This is a genomic window from Pseudomonas sp. MWU15-20650 (assembly GCF_023242475.1).
GTDB lineage: Bacteria > Pseudomonadota > Gammaproteobacteria > Pseudomonadales > Pseudomonadaceae > Aquipseudomonas.
Map to the genome: position 1 here is coordinate 166761 of NZ_JALJFG010000001.1, position 18112 is coordinate 184872.

At 60.4% G+C, this 18112-nt stretch carries 11 protein-coding genes; 8 read left to right on the top strand and 3 right to left on the bottom strand.

Annotated features, from left to right (window positions below; genetic code table 11):
- The first annotated feature begins 18 nt into the window (after nt 1-18).
- From atpG to M5B43_RS00810, 8 genes are all read left to right on the top strand, one after another.
- Nucleotides 19-879 carry a F0F1 ATP synthase subunit gamma gene (gene atpG, locus M5B43_RS00775; protein ID WP_003233565.1) on the top strand — a complete coding sequence of 287 codons (861 nt, stop codon included), beginning with the start codon at nt 19-21 and terminating at the stop codon, nt 877-879.
- A gap of 27 nt (nt 880-906) precedes the next feature.
- Nucleotides 907-2283, top strand: coding sequence for a F0F1 ATP synthase subunit beta (gene atpD, locus M5B43_RS00780; RefSeq protein ID WP_017135118.1), 1377 nt, complete (start codon nt 907-909; stop codon nt 2281-2283).
- 44 nt (nt 2284-2327) lie between these two features.
- Nucleotides 2328-2753, top strand: a complete 426-nt coding sequence (locus tag M5B43_RS00785) for a F0F1 ATP synthase subunit epsilon (RefSeq protein ID WP_248748352.1) — start codon at nt 2328-2330, stop codon at nt 2751-2753.
- A 115-nt stretch (nt 2754-2868) separates the two neighbouring features.
- Entirely contained in the window at nt 2869-4236 is a 1368-nt protein-coding gene (gene glmU, locus M5B43_RS00790; protein ID WP_248748353.1) for a bifunctional UDP-N-acetylglucosamine diphosphorylase/glucosamine-1-phosphate N-acetyltransferase GlmU, read from the top strand.
- A 220-nt stretch (nt 4237-4456) separates the two neighbouring features.
- Complete coding sequence (locus M5B43_RS00795; RefSeq protein WP_248748354.1) at nt 4457-5224, top strand: DeoR family transcriptional regulator; 768 nt, start codon at nt 4457-4459, stop codon at nt 5222-5224.
- Between the two features lie 10 nt (nt 5225-5234).
- Nucleotides 5235-7067 (top strand): glutamine--fructose-6-phosphate transaminase (isomerizing), encoded by a 1833-nt coding sequence (glmS, locus tag M5B43_RS00800; RefSeq protein WP_248748355.1) that lies wholly within the window; start codon nt 5235-5237, stop codon nt 7065-7067.
- Between the two features lie 197 nt (nt 7068-7264).
- Complete coding sequence (locus tag M5B43_RS00805; protein WP_248748356.1) at nt 7265-7846, top strand: LemA family protein; 582 nt, start codon at nt 7265-7267, stop codon at nt 7844-7846.
- Nucleotides 7843-9009: a hypothetical protein gene (locus tag M5B43_RS00810; RefSeq protein ID WP_248748357.1), complete on the top strand. Its 1167-nt coding sequence runs from the start codon at nt 7843-7845 to the stop codon at nt 9007-9009. Before M5B43_RS00805 ends, M5B43_RS00810 begins: the two co-directional genes overlap by 4 nt.
- Here M5B43_RS00810 and pbpC read toward each other — a convergent pair whose 3' ends face one another.
- From pbpC to M5B43_RS00825, 3 genes are all read right to left on the bottom strand, one after another.
- Nucleotides 9010-11307, bottom strand: a complete 2298-nt coding sequence (gene pbpC, locus M5B43_RS00815; protein ID WP_248748358.1) for a penicillin-binding protein 1C — start codon at nt 11305-11307, stop codon at nt 9010-9012.
- On the bottom strand, nt 11288-17095 hold the full coding sequence (locus tag M5B43_RS00820; protein WP_248748359.1) for an MG2 domain-containing protein: 5808 nt from the start codon (nt 17093-17095) through the stop codon (nt 11288-11290). The genes pbpC and M5B43_RS00820 overlap by 20 nt, the downstream gene beginning before the upstream one ends.
- A gap of 84 nt (nt 17096-17179) precedes the next feature.
- Nucleotides 17180-18112, bottom strand: a complete 933-nt coding sequence (locus M5B43_RS00825) for a phosphatidate cytidylyltransferase (protein ID WP_248748360.1) — start codon at nt 18110-18112, stop codon at nt 17180-17182.

Sequence of the window (18112 nt, forward strand, 5' to 3'; positions counted from 1 at the left end):
TAACCTGATAGGTGTTACATGGCAGGCGCAAAAGAGATTCGCAGTAAGATTGCGAGCATCAAAAGCACGCAAAAAATTACCAGCGCCATGGAAAAAGTGGCGGTCAGTAAAATGCGCAAGGCACAAATGCGCATGGCTGCTAGCCGTCCTTATGCGGAGCGTATCCGCCAGGTAATTGGGCATCTGGCCAACGCCAACCCGGAATACCGCCACCCGTTCATGATCGACCGCGCAGTCAAGCGTGTGGGTTATGTGGTAGTGAGCAGTGACCGTGGTTTGTGCGGTGGTTTGAATACCAACCTGTTCAAGGCCCTGGTCAAGGACATGGCGGTAAACCGCGAAAACGGCGTCGAGATTGATCTGTGTGTTGTTGGTAGCAAGGGTGCGGCCTTTTTCCGTAACTTCGGCGGTAACGTCGTTGCAGCTATCAGCCACCTGGGTGAAGAGCCGTCGATCAATGACTTGATCGGCAGTGTGAAGGTGATGCTGGATGCGTACCTGGAAGGCCGGATTGACCGCCTGTCCGTGGTATCCAACAAGTTCATCAACACCATGACCCAGCAGCCAACCGTGGAGCAGTTGATTCCACTGGTGGCGACTCCGGATCAGGAACTCAAGCACCACTGGGACTACCTCTACGAACCAGACGCCAAAGAGCTGCTTGACGGCTTGATGGTGCGCTACGTGGAGTCGCAGGTGTACCAGGCGGTGGTCGAGAACAACGCAGCTGAACAAGCGGCGCGGATGATCGCGATGAAAAACGCTACCGATAACGCCGGTGATCTGATCAGCGATTTGCAGCTGATCTACAACAAGGCGCGTCAGGCTGCGATCACCCAAGAGATCTCGGAAATCGTCGGCGGCGCTGCCGCGGTTTAACGGTTCAAATATTCAGAGGATCCAGCTATGAGTAGCGGACGTATCGTTCAAATCATCGGCGCCGTTATCGACGTGGAATTTCCACGCGACAGCGTACCGAGCATCTACAACGCGCTGAAAGTACAAGGCGCGGAAACTACTCTGGAAGTTCAGCAGCAGCTGGGCGACGGCGTAGTTCGTACCATTGCGATGGGTTCCACCGAAGGCTTGAAGCGCGGTCTGGACGTTGTCGACACTGGCGCAGCCATCTCCGTACCGGTCGGTAAAGCGACCCTGGGCCGGATCATGGACGTACTGGGCAACCCGATCGACGAAGCTGGCCCAATCGACACCGAAGAGCGCTGGGGCATTCACCGTCCAGCACCTTCGTTCGCCGAACAAGCTGGCGGCAACGACCTGCTGGAAACCGGCATCAAGGTTATCGACCTGGTTTGCCCGTTCGCCAAGGGCGGTAAAGTGGGTCTGTTCGGTGGTGCCGGTGTAGGCAAGACCGTAAACATGATGGAACTGATCCGTAACATCGCCATCGAGCACAGCGGTTATTCCGTGTTCGCCGGTGTGGGTGAGCGTACTCGTGAGGGTAACGACTTCTACCACGAGATGAAGGACTCCAACGTTCTGGACAAAGTGGCACTGGTTTACGGTCAGATGAACGAGCCGCCGGGAAACCGTCTGCGCGTAGCACTGACTGGTCTGACCATGGCCGAGAAGTTCCGTGACGAAGGTAACGACGTTCTGCTGTTCGTCGACAACATCTACCGTTACACCCTGGCCGGTACTGAAGTATCCGCACTGCTGGGCCGTATGCCTTCGGCAGTAGGTTACCAGCCGACCCTGGCTGAAGAGATGGGCGTTCTGCAAGAACGTATCACTTCGACCAAAGAAGGTTCGATCACCTCGATCCAAGCGGTATACGTACCTGCGGATGACTTGACCGACCCGTCGCCAGCGACCACCTTCGCCCACTTGGACGCCACCGTCGTTCTGTCCCGTGACATCGCTTCCCTGGGTATCTACCCAGCGGTCGATCCACTCGACTCGACTTCGCGCCAGCTGGACCCGAACGTGATCGGCCAGGAGCACTACGACACCGCTCGCGGCGTTCAGTACGTGCTGCAGCGTTACAAAGAACTGAAGGACATCATTGCGATCCTGGGTATGGACGAGCTGTCGGAAGCCGACAAGCAGTTGGTAAACCGTGCTCGTAAGATCCAGCGTTTCTTGTCGCAGCCGTTCTTCGTGGCTGAAGTCTTCACCGGTGCCTCGGGTAAATACGTTTCCCTGAAAGACACCATTGCTGGCTTCAAAGGCATCCTCAACGGTGACTACGACCACCTGCCAGAACAAGCGTTCTACATGGTCGGCGGCATCGAAGAAGCGATCGAGAAAGCCAAGAAACTGTAATCCAGGCGCCCGGCAACGGGCGCTCATCAGGTTGAGGCAATCAGATGGCTATGACAGTCCATTGCGATATCGTCAGCGCGGAAGGGGAAATCTTCTCCGGTCTGGTAGAAATGGTGATTGCACACGGCGAACTCGGTGACCTGGGTATTGCCATGGGCCACGCGCCATTGATCACCAGCTTGAAGCCAGGTCCGATCACTCTGACCAAGCAAGGCGGGGAAAAGGAGGTGTTCTACATCTCCGGTGGTTTCCTCGAGGTTCAGCCGAACATGGTCAAGGTACTTGCCGACACCGTGCAACGTGCTGCTGATCTGGATGAAGCCTCCGCTCAGGAAGCCGTCAAGGCTGCCGAGAAGGCGCTGAACGAAAAAGGCGCAGATTTCGACTACGGTTCTGCTGCTGCACGTCTGGCCGAGGCCGCAGCTCAGCTGCGTACCGTCCAGCAGATCCGCAAGAAGTTTGGCGGCTAAGCCGTTACGCCTCATGTGTGATTGATTAAAAAGGGTAGCCTCGGCTACCCTTTTTCTTTTTTGCAAAACACTTCTTTTGGTCTGAAATCGGACCGCCCAGGATTGGTAGCCATTCATGTCTCTTGAAATCGTCATTCTTGCCGCAGGCCAGGGCACTCGCATGCGTTCAGCCTTGCCCAAGGTGCTGCATCCGGTTGCGGGCAACTCCATGCTTGGGCATGTTATCCACAGCGCCCGTCAGTTGGACCCGCAACGCATTCACGTCGTCATTGGCCACGGAGCCGATGTGGTACGTGAACGCCTGGCGGCGGATGACCTGAATTTCGTTTTACAGGACAAACAACTGGGCACCGGCCATGCCACCGCGCAAGCCGTGCCGTTCATCAATGCCGACACCGTGCTGATCCTCTACGGCGATGTGCCGCTGATCGAAGTGGAAACCCTGCAGCGCCTGCTCAAGCACGTCGTGCCTGGCCAAATGGGCTTACTCACCGTTGAGCTGGATGATCCCACCGGCTACGGACGTATCGTGCGTGATGCCGATGGCAAGGTTGCTGCGATTGTCGAGCACAAAGATGCCAGCGAAGCCCAGCGCGCTATCACCGAAGGCAACACTGGGATTCTCGCGGTGCCGGCCGATCGCCTGGCTGACTGGATGAGCCGTCTGTCCAACAACAATGCCCAGGGTGAGTACTACCTCACCGACGTGATTGAAATGGCCGTGAGTGATGGCCTGGTGGTCGCCACCGAGCAGCCCCACGACCCGATGGAAGTGCAGGGCGCCAACGACCGCAAGCAGCTTGCAGAGCTTGAGCGCCACTACCAACTGCGTGAAGGTCGCCGCTTGATGGCCCAAGGGGTGACCTTGCGCGACCCGGCGCGCTTCGATGTGCGAGGTGAAGTCAGCGTGGGTCGTGACGTGCTGATCGACATCAACGTGATCCTGGAAGGCCGCGTGATCATCGAAGACGATGTGGTCATTGGTCCAAACTGTGTGATCAAAGACAGCACCCTGCGCAAAGGTGTGGTGGTCAAGGCTAACAGTCATATCGACGGCGCCATCATGGGCGAGGGCAGCGATGCCGGTCCGTTTGCGCGCTTGCGTCCTGGCAGCGTGCTGGAAGCCAAGGCCCATGTGGGTAACTTTGTCGAACTGAAAAACACCCACCTGGGCGAGGGGGCCAAAGCAGGTCACCTTACATACTTGGGGGATGCGGTCATCGGCGCCCGTACCAACATCGGCGCTGGCACCATTACCTGCAACTACGATGGCGCCAACAAGCACCAGACCGTACTGGGTGAGGACGTGTTTATCGGTTCCAACAACTCCTTGGTCGCTCCAGTGCGGGTTGGCGACGGTGCTACAACGGCAGCGGGCTCCACCATCAACCAGGATGTGGATAACTTGCAGCTCGGTGTGGCCCGCGCCCGCCAGCGCAACATCGATGGGTGGAAGCGTCCGGTCAAAATCAAAAAGACCTGAGTTATCCACAATCTCACCAGCAATAAAACTTAATGTGGGAGGGGGCTTGCTCCCGATAGTGGTAGATCAGTCAACTGAAGCATCGACTGATATACCGCCATCGGGAGCGAGCCCTGTCCCACATTCATTGTGCGCTCTTTCAAAAAATGTCACTTGACGATCTTTCGCTAATAGGTTTTGATTGCCTTCGTTATCTTTCGAAACGAAACTTATAATCACCATGTCGAAACGAAATACACCTCAGCGACGCCACAACATTCTGACCTTACTCAATGAATTGGGCGAAGTCAGCGTGGACGAATTGGCCAAGCGTTTCGAAACGTCGGAAGTGACTATCCGCAAGGATTTAGCCGCCCTCGAAAGTAACGGCCTGTTGTTGCGTCGCTACGGGGGTGCAATCACCCTGCCTCAGGAGCTGGTGGGCGACGGTGTCCAGCCGGTCTCGGCCTACAAGCGTGCAATCGCCCGTGCGGCCGTGATGCGTTTACGTGAACACGCCCGCATCATCATCGACAGCGGCAGCACCACCGCCGCCATGATCCCGGAACTGGGCCATCAACCCGGCCTGGTGGTGATGACCAACTCCCTGAACGTGGCCCGTGCCTTGAGCGAACTGGAACACGAACCGGTGTTGCTGATGACCGGCGGCACCTGGGACCCCCATTCAGACTCGTTCCAGGGCCAGGTCGCTGAGCAGGTACTGCGTTCCTACGATTTTGACCAGCTGTTCATTGGTGCCGACGGCATCGATTTGGAGCGCGGCACCACCACCTTCAATGAATTGCTGGGCCTCAGCCGTGTCATGGCCGAGGTCGCCCGTGAAGTGGTGGTAATGGTCGAATCCGACAAGATCGGCCGCAAGATTCCCAACCTGGAACTGCCCTGGAGCAGCGTCCATACCCTTATTACCGATGATCGCCTGCCGCTTGAGGCCCGCGACCAGATCCAAGCCCGCGGCATTACGCTGATATGCGCGGCAGTCATCTAGGAGAAACACCATGTGTGGAATTGTTGGCGCAGTCGCTGAACGCAACGTTACTGCCATTCTGATCGAAGGTCTCAAGCGCCTGGAGTACCGTGGGTACGACAGCGCCGGTGTGGCCGTTTTCACCAATGCCGGCAAGCTTGAGCGGATGCGCCGCCCGGGCAAGGTCAGCGAGTTGGACCAAGCCCTGGCCGGTGAGCCGCTGGTTGGCCGCCTCGGCATTGCCCACACCCGTTGGGCCACCCACGGTGCGCCGTGCGAGCGCAACGCCCACCCGCATTTCTCGGGTGACTTGGCGGTGGTGCACAACGGCATCATCGAAAACCACGAAGTGCTGCGCGAACAACTCAAGGGCCTGGGCTACGTGTTCACCTCGGACACCGACACCGAAGTGATCGCCCACCTGCTTAACCACAAGCTTAAGGACCACGCTGACCTGACCGCTGCCCTCAAGGCCACGGTCAAGGAACTGCACGGCGCCTACGGCCTTGCGGTCATCAGCGCGACCCAACCTGACCGCCTGGTGGCCGCCCGTAGTGGTAGCCCGCTGGTGATCGGCCTGGGCCTGGGGGAAAACTTCCTCGCCTCCGACCAACTGGCCCTGCGCCAAGTCACTGATCGCTTCATGTACCTGGAAGAAGGCGATATTGCCGACATCCGCCGTGAAAGCGTGCAGATCTGGGACGTTGATGGCCGTTCCGTCGAGCGCGAAGCCGTGCAATACCGTGACGGCGCCGAAGCCGCCGACAAGGGCGCGTTCCGCCACTTCATGCTCAAGGAGATCCACGAGCAGCCTTCCGTGGTGCAACGCACCCTGGAAGGCCGCCTGAGCCAGAACCAGGTGCTGGTGAACGCCTTCGGCCCGCAAGCGGCTGAGCTGTTCGCCAAAGTGCGCAATGTACAGATCGTGGCCTGCGGCACCAGCTACCACGCTGGTATGGTTGCCCGTTACTGGCTGGAAGAACTGGCGGGTATTCCGTGCCAGGTCGAAGTGGCCAGCGAGTTCCGCTATCGCAAGGTGGTGGTGCAGCCTGACACATTGTTCGTGACCATCTCTCAATCCGGTGAAACCGCCGACACGTTGGCTGCACTGCGCAACGCCAAGGACCTGGGCTTCCTCGGCAGCCTGGCAATCTGCAACGTCAGCATCAGCTCCCTGGTACGTGAGTCCGACCTGACCCTGCTGACCCAGGCAGGCCGTGAAATCGGCGTGGCCTCCACCAAAGCGTTCACCACCCAACTGGTCGGCCTGTTGCTGTTGACCCTGGCCTTGGGCCAAGTGCGCGGCACCCTCGCCGAAGGCGTCGAAGCCACGCTGGTGGAAGAACTGCGCCGCCTGCCGACCCGCCTGGGCGAAGCGCTGGCCATGGACAGCACTGTGGAAAAAGTCGCCGAACTGTTTGCCGACAAGAACCACACCTTGTTCCTCGGCCGTGGTGCCCAGTATCCGGTCGCGATGGAAGGCTCGCTCAAGCTCAAGGAAATCTCGTACATCCACGCCGAAGCCTACCCAGCCGGTGAGCTGAAGCACGGCCCATTGGCCCTGGTAGACGACGACATGCCGGTAGTCACCGTTGCGCCAAACAACGAACTGCTGGAGAAGCTCAAGTCCAACCTGCAGGAAGTGCGCGCCCGTGGTGGCCAACTGATCGTCTTCGCCGACGAGAAAGCCGGGATGAGCAACGGTGAAGGCACTCACGTCATCAACATGCCGCACATCCACGACACCCTGTCGCCGATCCTCTACACCATCCCGCTGCAGTTGCTGTCGTACTACGTGGCCGTGCTCAAGGGCACCGACGTTGACCAGCCGCGTAACCTGGCGAAGTCGGTGACGGTGGAATAACGGCTTTAGCTTTCTGTGGCTCGACTAAAAAACCCTCGATTACCGAGGGTTTTTTATTGATGCAAAAAAATCGCTGACGCCCGTGCAGATAACCGGTCATCGGCGATTTTCATTTTTGTGCGCCAATACCGCGCTGTGTCGTCAGGTTGCCCCTAGAATGCTGCCCTGTGGATAACTCAGCCAGGGACGCCGTCACCATGAACATAGAACTGCTAATCGCCGGTATCGTCGTGCTGATCATTGTCGTCGGCCTGGTCGGCTGGATGGTGGGGGTCTATAACGGCCTGGTGATGCGGCGTAACGATGTAGACAAGGCTTTTGCCAACATCGATGTGCTGCTCAAGCAACGCGCCGATCAGATCCCGGACCTGATGCGCGTGGTGCAGGCGGCCATGAGCCATGAGACCGCACTGTTCACTCGCCTGAGTGATGCACGTACCCAATACCTGAACGCCAGCAGCCTCAACGACAAGGTCGATGCCTCCAACCAGCTCAACGCGGCGCTCAAGTCGGTGATTGCGGTGGCGGAGAGTTATCCCACGTTGATCTCGGGGCCCAACATGGTCGCGTTGCAGCAGGCCATCTCGTCGGTGGAAGAGCGCATTGCCGACCGGCGTGAGTTCTTCAACGAGTCGGTCAACCTCTACAACATCGCTATCGCGGTGTTTCCCGATGTATTTTTTGCGCGAATGCTCAGCTATCAGCGCATCCCCTTGCTGGCCATCAGCGCCGAAGAAACCCGCTACGAAGGCGTGAAGCTTGAGGTACCGGGGGCATGAAAACCACACAGACGGGCGCGGTAGCCAAGAAATCTCGGTGGCAAACCCTGTGGGCACTGCTGTTCCTGGCGGGGTTTATCGGTTTGATGGTCTACGCACCGATGACGCTGGTCGCGTTATTTTTCCCGGTGTGCCTGCTGATCGGTCTGCTGGCAGGCTTTGGCCCCAACTTCTATAAGACCGAAGAGCGGCTGGCGACCAGTCAGGTGCGTTCGCTGGCGATGGGCTTGGTGGAAGTGCGCGGCAAAGTGCTTATGGATAAGCCGCTGCTGTCGCCGGTCAATGGCAAGCCTTGCATCGGTTATGTGTGGATCGTCGAAGAGGGCGAGGAGGATAAGGACGGGCACTGGAGTTGGAGCCGTGTGTCGGGTGAGGCACGTTGCAATGACTTTCGCCTGGCGGATGCCACAGGGGAAATCAGCGTTATCGCTGAGGGCATCGACCTGTTCGGTGATAAAACCCCAGACGATCACGCCTTGATCGGCAGCTCCCGCCGGCAGGGCGAGCTCCTGCTGACCGAGGAGATGGACGTGATGCTGATTGGGGATGCCTGCGAGCGCGAGGGCAAAACCGTGATTGCCCAAGGTAAATACCCCAAGGCCGTGTTCGGTTTGGCGCGAACCCAGGACGTGGAAAACCGTCGGGTACTCGCGCCGCTGTGGCGAGCTGGCGGCTTCTATGCCGCAGTAGTGGGGATGATTGGGGTGGGTATCATGGCCATGACCCCGGCGCATTTCGCCCAATTGCATTTGCCGGGCCCCGATACCTATCAACAGATGGAGGCGCTGGGCCCGCCTTATCAGCTACTGGCCTGGTTGTACCGTGAAGGCGGTTTCCCGATCCCGTTCATGGCGGCGTTTGGCTTCTTCCTGACGATCATCGTGGTGATGATGGCGACGCGGCTGCTCCTGCCCCAAGGCATGCGCCTGACGGTGGGGCGGGTGTTGGGGGCGTGGGTGGGCTTGGGCATGGTCATCGGGGGCGTGGTGACGCTGCTACTGTTCGTTGCCCGGGTGGACACGCTCAAGGTGTTTCTGGTGTGGATGCTGATCCTGCTGGGTACCTTGGTGTTCTCGATCTTTGAGCAACGCAAAATGGGCGCGGCTTATCAGCATTTTGCGAAGCGCGTGGGTAAAGGCAGTCTCGGCGACGAGGACGCCTGATCAGGGCACAAATTCCACTTTAAGGCCCCGGCTGGCACTTCGGCCCTGATCATCACTGACCCGCAGTCGGTATTCTCCCGACTTGCCCGGCCGCCAGTTCAGGGTGGTTTGCGGTGAGCCCTGGCCGATCAGGGTCTGGTTGGCAAACCAATACAGCGTCGTCGCATCACTGGCCGCATTGGCATTGAGCGGGATGCTTTCCTGCGGCTGGGACAGGCGCAACTGGTAGCTCACCTGCGTCAGCGGCGAGCGGATTTGCGGCGCTTCACTCTGGTCGCTGATGCGGTTGGGCTGGCAGTTCTTCATCACATTGGGCGGCGTGCGTCGCGGTAGGCCGGCAGCGCGGTATAGGCGTTGCACGTCGCTGGGCCAGAACTCGAAGACCTCTTCGCGCGTGTATTGCGGATCATAGGGCGGGCATGCCGCTTTGCCCGTGCGTGTGTCGATCAGCACCGGGCGGTGCAGGTTGGACACGCGTATTGGGGAGACGCCGGGCATGTACCAGGTCTTGCGGGTTTGCGGGCACCAGCGGTTGGGCAACTCGCCGGAGGCCGCGCACACATCAATACGCACCAGCCCGGCAGGTGGTTTATCGGCTTTGATCACCACGTTGGGCAACGCCAGGGGCAAGGCGTCGGCGATGCGAAAGAACAGCGGCGCGGCGGTCTTGGCGCCGATAAACGTCGGGTTCGGTCGACCGTCGAAATTACCGACCCATACCACGAGCACATAGGGGCCGATCAGGCCGGCGCTCCAGGCATCGTGAAAGCCCCAGGAGGTGCCGGTTTTCCAGGCGGTACGCCAGTGGCGGCCGGGCAGGCCATCGGGGCGGGGGTTGTGGCGCAGCATGTCGCGCACCATGAATGCAGCCTGGGGCGTGAGCAACTGCGCGCCGGTGGCTTGCGGCTGTTCCTGCAAATAGCGCAACGGCCGCAGATGGCCATCGCCTGCCAGCATCACGTACAGGCGCGCCAGCTCCTCGGGTGTCATTTCGCCGCCACCCAGGGCCAGGGCCAGGCCGTAGTGGCTTTCGCCGCGCAGGCCCTTGATCTCGGCGCGTTGCAGCAAACCGTACAAGGATGGCGACTTCACTTGGCTGGCCAGCCACACGGCGGGGATATTACGACTACGGATCAAAGCATCCCGCGCCGTCAGGGGGCCGACAAAACTACCGTCGAAATTCTCAGGCTGAAAGTAGCCGAAGTTACTGGGGAGATCCTTGAGGATACTCATGGGGTGGATCACCCCTTGATCCAGCGCCAGCCCATAAAGAAACGGCTTGAGGGTTGAACCTGGCGAGCGCCGCGACAGCACGCCATTGACCTGACCGTGAATGCCTGTGGATAAGTAATCTGCCGAGCCCACCAGGGCCTTGACGCTCTGATCGCGGCTGTCGATCAGGATCGCCGTGGCGTTTTCTACACCGGTGCTGCGCCGCTCGGCGATAAAGCCGGTGATCAGGCGTTCGAGCAATTGCTGCAAAGGCAGGTTGAGGGTGCTGTTGAGCTCGTTGCCGGGCTGGGAGGCCAACAGTTGCTCGCTCAGGTGCGGTGCCAGAAACGGGATCTGCTGGCGGTTGCGCGCTTCCAGGGGTAAGTCGAGCAAACTGTCGTTGCGCGAGTCTTGTGGATAAGTTTCGCGCCAGTCGGCCATCAAGCGCAGCCGTGCGTTTTGCAGCGATGGGCCAAAGCGCGCGCGCCGGCCTGGTTGTTGGGGAATCACTGCCAACGCCAACGCTTCGGACAATGACAGCTGTGCTGCGGCCTTGCCAAAGTAGATGCGGCTGGCGGCTTCGGCACCTTCGATATTGCCACCCATGGGCGCCAGGTTCAGGTAAGCCTCAAGAATGTCGTGCTTGCTGTAGCGCGCTTCCAGCCACAACGCCAAGGCCATCTGCTGCAACTTGCCTGGCACTTGGCGGGTGTTCAGGTTCCACAGGCGCCGTGCCAGCTGCATGCTCAGTGTCGAGCCGCCCTGGCGCTGGCCGCCGCTGTAGGTGGCCATGGCCGCTCGCAGCAACGCCGGGGGATTGATCCCCGGGTGCCAGTAGAAATTGCGGTCTTCCTTGAGCAACAAGGCTTCGACCAATGACGGCGACATCCGCTCCAGTGGTAGCCATAAACGGTATTGGCCATCATCCGCCAACGTCATGCGCAGCAGCGAACCATCGTCGGCCAGCACCACCCGCGACGAGGTGACGGCCTGTTCCAGCGGGGCGTGGGGCCACAGCCGCAGCCCCACCAGTAACACTGCCGCTGCGAACAGCGGCGTCAGGCGTTTAAGGCTTGGTAATTTCAAGCTGGCCTACTTTGCCGCGCCCTTGCAGGGTGGTTTCGTACATGCCCTCGGCGTAGGCCGGTGGCGTATTGAAGGTACCGGCGTTGGTGGCGCGCACGCGGTAGACAAAAGTGCCTACATCACGCAGTGCCGTGCCGTACAACACCACCCGATCATCGCGTACGTCCACGTAGTCCGGCTGCCAGTTGCTCAGGTCGGTTTCGCCGATGGGTGCTTGCCAGGTATCGGCTTCTTCACCGTCTGCGGTTTCCAGGTACTCGGAATCGTCACCCTCACTTTCCTCGCTGCTGGCGGCTTCCGGCTCCGGCGGCAAGTTATACACCGGCTCGACGCCACCCGGCAGCAGGTCGACCACCGCCACCTGTTGTACCTGGTCACGATCGGTGGCGCGCAAACGCAGGCGAACCAGGAACTCATCGCCCACCTTCACCTTGCTCACCGGTTCACCTTTGAGGTCGAGGTACTCGTGGATGATTTCCAGGCCATTGTTGATCGGCTTGAGCTTGGCGCCTTTATCGAAGCCGGCTTCGCTGAGCATGTAGAACGCCGCCGGGCCGTCGGTTTTTTCCATCACCAGCTTTTGTGTGGTATTTGGCACGGCTGCACGGGGAGGCTGACCGGCCATTTCCAGCAATTGCTGCTGCTTGTCGCTCAGCCAGGCGGTGGCCTTGAGCGTCATGTCGCTCTGTGCACGCTGGCCATAGTTATCCAAAGCGCGCAGCAGCAGGGCGGCCGACAGCGAGTTGTAGCGCTGTTCGTTGAGACGCTTGCCGAGTTTATCCAGCAAGGCCGTTGGCACGTCGTCCAACAGTTCGGGGAAGTGCCGAGCCAGCAGGTGCAGGTGTTCGGCATCGTGCACCAGCGGGTCGTAATACAGGCCATCGCTGTCCCACTTATCCACAAGCGAGCGCCATGGGATCTTGCGGAACACCGTATCGGCCTGGCGATCCTGCTTGAGCAGTTTGTAACTGGCCGCCAGGTAGGCAGCGCCCAGGTCGTTTTGCCAGGTGTCCTTGAAGTAGGTTTCGTAGCGTTCGCGGATATCGCTCAAGGCGCCACTCACCAGAATCCCCTGACGACTCAGCAGGTAACTGGCGTAGGCACGGTTGCGCAGTTCCGACAGACCTTCGCTCGGCCCATTGGCCAGGTCGGTGAGGTAGGCGTTTGAGCGCACCAACAAATCTTCCGGTACCGGCAGCCCGCGCTCCTTGGCTTCGATCAGGAAGTCGGTGGCGTACAGGCTCGCATACGGCGCCACATCCGGGTTGGCCGCCCACAAACCGAAGCCGCCGGCCTGGTTCTGGCGTTGGCGCAGCATGCGCACCGCGCCGCTGAAAGCTTGCTCGGCTTCTGGCGCGGTGCCGCCCCAGATCAACGCCGGCATGGCCTTGGACACCAATTGCTCGGTGCAGGCATAGCCGTAATCGTCCAGATAATGCTTGAGGCCATTGGCCCATACCAGCGGCGACGCGGCCACACCCAGTTGCACATCACGCAGTTGGCTGAACAGCTCGCGGGTAGGCTTGAGCTCTTTGCTGGCGCTGTCGAAGCGACCCAGGCTCAGGGCCACGCGGTGTTCACTCAGCGGTCGGATCGAGGTGGTTTCCGCTACCTGGATACGTTTACCGTCCGGCAACACCGCGATAAAGCGCAGATCCGCCGAGCCGAGGGTTTCACCAACCTTGATCTTGAACTCAGCGGTGCCTTCTTTACGCGGTTGCAGCGACAGGGTGCTGCCTTTGTCGCCCTGCACGTTGAGGCCGTCGCTGGTCTGCACTTCAAACTTCACATCCGCCGCAGCGTCGAGGTTGCTGAACACCCCGGCACTCACGTTGAACACGTCCCCCGGCGCCACAAAGGCCGGCACGTTTGGCGTGATGACGATCGGCCCGCGCACTTCGGTGTTGGCCTCGCTGACGCCGACGCTGTCGCTATCCACCGCCACGGCAAACAGGTGTAACTTGCCGTTGAAGCTGTCCGGCACCTGGTAATGCAGCACGGTCTCGCCAGCAGGCAAGTCCACCAGCCCGGACCACCAGGCCACGGGCGGCTGGTGTTTACGCTTGAACGGGTTGAGGTGATTGGCCAGGGCGCCTTCGGTATCGCCACCGGGCGCTGCCCCGCTGAGTAAACGGCTGAATTCTGGCAGGATCAGGTCAAGGATCTGACTGGTACCCACTTCCAATGCACGCTTCTGGAAGAAGAAACCCAGCGGGTCCGGCGTCTGGTAGCGCGCCACTTGCAGGATGCCTTCGTCCACTGCGTAGACCACCGCACGGCCAGGGCGGTCAGCCGTGACCTTGATGTCTGCGGTTTGCCCTGGCTCGATCTTCGCCGGGCCTTCGACTTTCAGTGCCATTCGCCGCGCGTCCAGGTTGATGCTGAACGGCACCACGCCATAGGACAGCGGGCTCATGTACACCTCGGACGAGCCGATGTCGCGCACAAACTGCACGTTGACGTAGGCATTGCCCTCAAGCCCCGCAGGCACGCGGATATGTTGCACGCTGTTGGTACTGTCGGCCTTGAACCATTGCTGGGTGTAGACCTTGTCACGCTCGATGGTGATCAAGCCGGCACCGGTGTAAGGCGCGCGAATGCTGATGGCGATCTCATCACCGGTGGCGTAGCTGCGTTTGTCCAGGCGCAGTTGCAGCTCGGCGTTGCGCTCCAGGGAGCGCGAGATGTTGCCACGGCCGGCCACGCTGTAGTCGATCTGGTTGAGCAGGTTGCCGTTGGCGTCTTTCAATTGCAGGGTGAAATCACCCGGAGTGCCGGTGTTCAGGGCCTGCTTGGCGCCTTCCTTGGTCATCACCAATGGCGAGGCCGGTTGGCTGATGTTCTTGATCCGCGACTCGTACTTGTAGGTACCGTTGGACTGTTTCACCAGCACCGAAACATAGCGGTGCTCGACCACTTCGCTGGTCAGGCCGTCTACCGCCATCGGCGTGAGGTCCGGCGCCACGGCCAGCCATTGCACCTGGCGCGGGGCATCCTTGGCGACGTACGACAGTGAGTCCTGGCTTTTCACGCCTACCAGGTAGGGCGAGGAGGACACCAGCAAGGCGCTTTGCGCCGCGACGTTGCGGCCACCTTCAGCTTCGAATACCTGGGTCATCACTTGCAGGCGATAGGTGCTGTTGGCGAAACGTTGCAGGTTGAGGTCCAGCAGCGCCTGGCCATTATCGTCGACGGTGGTTTCGGCCAGGTCTTCGGTGCTGGCCTCTTCCAGCGAATCGTTGAGGCGGAAGCGGTAATCGGGGTAACGGTCGAAGGCCGCGAGCGTCGGGCTCAAGGACATCTTCGCCGTCACCCGGCGACCGGAGGCCGGCGCGCCGAACAAGTGCATGGCGGTGACTTTGGCCACCACTTGGTCCGGTGGGATCCAGCCCTGTACGGGCGTGTCGTGCAGGCTCAGGCTGACCTTCATGCGGTCCGGCTCGAAGTCGCGAACCTTGAAGCTGACACTGCCCAGGTCGGTGCGGGTTTGCTTCTGGCCAATCAACTGCAAGGTGGCGGTGTAATCCCCGGCAGGGGCAACTTCGCTGCTGGGGAAATCAAAGGTTTCGAAGCCGCTGGCGGACAGCTTCAGCGGCTGGCGAATCACTTCCAGGCCACGCGGGTCGGTGATTTGCAGCTCCATCGGCAGGCCCTGCAAGGCGCCTTTCCAGTTGCCGCTGCGCACGATCATGCCCAAGTGCGCGGTTTCGCCGGGACGGTACAGGCCGCGGTCGGTGAACAGGTAAGCGCTGAGGCGATCAATCGCACCGTCTTCTTCCAGGCCGCCTACATCGAATCGCGACAAATCCAACTGTTGGGACTGGCGGGCAATCGGCAGGAAGGATTGGTCATTGCCGCGAGTGACCACATACATCAGCGGCGTTTTTTCACGGCGCAGTTCATCCAGCTTGGCAAAATGCGCGTGGCCTTCGGCGTCGGTGCGGCCACTGCTGACCGGCAAGCCGTTACGCCCGATGATGTCGACCTGAGCGTCGGCGACCGGCGAACCATTGCCGATGGACTGCACATACACATCGTGGCTACCGTCGCTGGAGCGCTTGGCGATGATGCCCAGGTCGGTGACCACGATAAAGCGCAGGTCGCTGGTGGAACTGCGCGAGTAGTCGAATGTGCGCTCGGCCGGTTCGTCTTGTGGGCTGAGCTTGAGGACGAAAATGCCGCGTCGGCCACCGTTGGCGGTGAGGTAGTGGCTCAGGTCCACGTTGTCGTAGACGGTTTTCGCCGGGTCGTTGGACGACAGCGGAATATCCAGGGACTGGCGCTCGACCATTCGATCGAAGTATTCATTGCCGAAGTTCGGCCGGGCAAAGCTGCCGCTGCTCTGGTCCACCAGGTGTTGCAGCTGGTTGGGCAGCAGGCGGGCGATTTCCACATGGGCGCCGGGCACGCCGCGGGCCATGAAGCCCAGGCGCTTTTCGCCATTGAGGCTGAGCAAGGCGCCGTCAGACAGGAACTGCAACGTGCGCGGGTACGCCGGCATGCTGATCAACGATGCTGTAGGGTTTTTCGCCAGGTAGCCGCCGATGGCCTCCAGGTTGGCCGGGACGCGCACATACAATGCCCGGCCGGCCGGTGCCTTGAACTTGAACGCGTGCAAGGTATTGAGCGGTTCGACGCTGGGCACGTGGGTTAGGTTGACCTTGGTGCTGCGGGCGAGCAGGGCATCGTCGATGTCGTTGCTGTAATAGGGCCGCGTGTCGTCCTGGGCTTTTTCCGGCAGCAGCCAGGCTTGGACCTTACCGGCGATGGTGTCATCGGCCACGGCGCTGGAGCTGCTGAACATCAACACGGGCTCCGGCTCACCGCGTTCGTTGTCGACAAAACTGACTTCGGCGCCGGTAAAGGTCAAGCGATAGCGGCCGGGCACAGTGACTTCCGACACCAGTGGGGCATTGCTGGCATTGCCGCCGTCGCGAGCCTTGATGCCTTCATCGAGCTTGGCGCTGACCGGAGTGCTTTCCAGCGGTGTGGCCAGGGCAGCCGAGCGCACGAAGGCGTTGAGCTTGGTCTCGTCGAAGGTGACTTCCGGGCGGTTGGGCAACTGGGCGTCGCGGTAGGCCAAGCCTTTACCGAGGGTGACGGACACACGTTTGCGTAGGCTGTCTTCATCGACCGGGTGGGAAAAATGGAAGGTCGCTACCAGCTGTTTCAGCGTTGGGTTGGCTGGGTCTTGGTACAGCTCGTTTTGCGCCAGGGTGGCGCGGAACGGTTGGGTTGAGAACTGGCTGCTGTATTGGCTGAGCAGTACACCGTCGGCGAGCAGGTTTTTCTTCGCCAGGTCGAGGGTGTAATGGGCATCGACGGGCCAGTCTTTTTCCGGTGCGAAGACCAGGGTATGGTCGTCCAGCCAGCGCCAGGCCCCAGCCGCCGTGGGTTTTAAGGTAATGCCTTCGGTGACGGGCTTGCCGATTGCTGCCAGTGGGGCCACGGACTCGGAGAACCGCACCTGCAAGTTATCCACAACCGGTGGCTGCTGGGTGTAGTCGGTCAGGTTCGGCTTGTGCAGCGAATAGCCCACGGTGTGAGGCTGCGGCAGGTGGGAATACCAATGCCAGCCGTAGAAACCGGCGGCCACCAGCAGTACCAGGCCCAATGCCCCGGCGCCGGCTTGACGTGGGTAAGCACGGGCCTTGCCGCCCAGGTTCGCCAGGCCATGGCCGATAGCGCGTAGCCAGGAAGGCGGTTGCCATTGGCCGAAGACGGCCCTCACCGCAGTCAATAACGCACCGAAAATACGGCGGCTGATCGCTTTGATCGAATCAAACATGGTGAGCATCCCTGGCTAAGTGCGACGTATCTTACACGGGTCTTTGATACAAATAGAGTGCAGCGAGCCTGCTCGCGGTGAAGATCAAGTCCACCAATAACGCACCAGATGAAAGAAAATCGGCGCGGCAAAACAGACCGAATCGAGCCGATCCAACATCCCGCCGTGCCCTTCGATCATGTGCCCCCAATCTTTCACGCCCCGGTCGCGCTTGATGGCTGACATCACAATGCCGCCAGCAAAGCCGAGCAGGTTGATCAGCAGGGCGATCAGAAACGACTGCCACGGGTTGAACGGTGTGGTCCACCACAACGCGGCGCCGATCAGGGACGAGAGCAGGATCCCGCCAACAAAGCCTTCCACGGTCTTGGACGGCGACAGGTTGGGCGCGATCTTGTGTTTGCCGAACAGCTTGCCGCACACGTACTGCAGCACGTCCGAGAGTTGCACCACGATCACCAGGTAGGCGATCAGCAGCAGGTTGCGTCCTTCATAGCCGGGGATGTCGAGGGTCAGCAAGGCGGGGACGAAGGACACGCAGAACACCGCGATCATCAGGCCCCATTGCACCTTCGACGCGCGCTCCAAGAAGTGCGTGCTGTCGCCGCCAAGGGAGGCGAGGATCGGTAGCAGCAAGAACACGTACACCGGGATGAAGATCGAAAACAGTCCGTACCAGTCGGAATAGATCAGCAGGTATTGCAGCGGCAGGGCCAGGTAAAACGCGGCCACCAGGGCCGTGTAGTCGCTGCGGCGGGTGGGCGTGAGGGTGAGGAATTCACGCAGGGCATAGAACGACACGGCGTAGAACAGCAGGATCACCGCGCCGGTGCCGAGCCAGAAGGCGATGCCGATTACCACCACCATTACCCACCAGGCATTGATGCGCGCATTGAGGTTGTCGATGACCGCGTTGGGGGTGCCACGGGTGCGCAGCTTCAGGATCAGGCCGATCAGCGAGGCCAGCACCAGGATCGCGCCGATCCCGCCGAATAACATTAGGGTTTGGCTATCCAT

Bases quoted from the DNA above. Each gene is read 5' to 3' on its own strand.
- atpG (WP_003233565.1), top strand. From the start codon at position 19: ATGGCAGGCGCAAAAGAGATTCGCAGTAAGATTGCGAGCATCAAAAGC.
- atpD (WP_017135118.1), top strand. From the start codon at position 907: ATGAGTAGCGGACGTATCGTTCAAATCATCGGCGCCGTTATCGACGTG.
- M5B43_RS00785 (WP_248748352.1), top strand. From the start codon at position 2,328: ATGGCTATGACAGTCCATTGCGATATCGTCAGCGCGGAAGGGGAAATC.
- glmU (WP_248748353.1), top strand. From the start codon at position 2,869: ATGTCTCTTGAAATCGTCATTCTTGCCGCAGGCCAGGGCACTCGCATG.
- M5B43_RS00795 (WP_248748354.1), top strand. From the start codon at position 4,457: ATGTCGAAACGAAATACACCTCAGCGACGCCACAACATTCTGACCTTA.
- glmS (WP_248748355.1), top strand. From the start codon at position 5,235: ATGTGTGGAATTGTTGGCGCAGTCGCTGAACGCAACGTTACTGCCATT.
- M5B43_RS00805 (WP_248748356.1), top strand. From the start codon at position 7,265: ATGAACATAGAACTGCTAATCGCCGGTATCGTCGTGCTGATCATTGTC.
- M5B43_RS00810 (WP_248748357.1), top strand. From the start codon at position 7,843: ATGAAAACCACACAGACGGGCGCGGTAGCCAAGAAATCTCGGTGGCAA.
- M5B43_RS00820 (WP_248748359.1), bottom strand. From the start codon at position 17,095: ATGTTTGATTCGATCAAAGCGATCAGCCGCCGTATTTTCGGTGCGTTA.
- M5B43_RS00825 (WP_248748360.1), bottom strand. From the start codon at position 18,112: ATGGATAGCCAAACCCTAATGTTATTCGGCGGGATCGGCGCGATCCTG.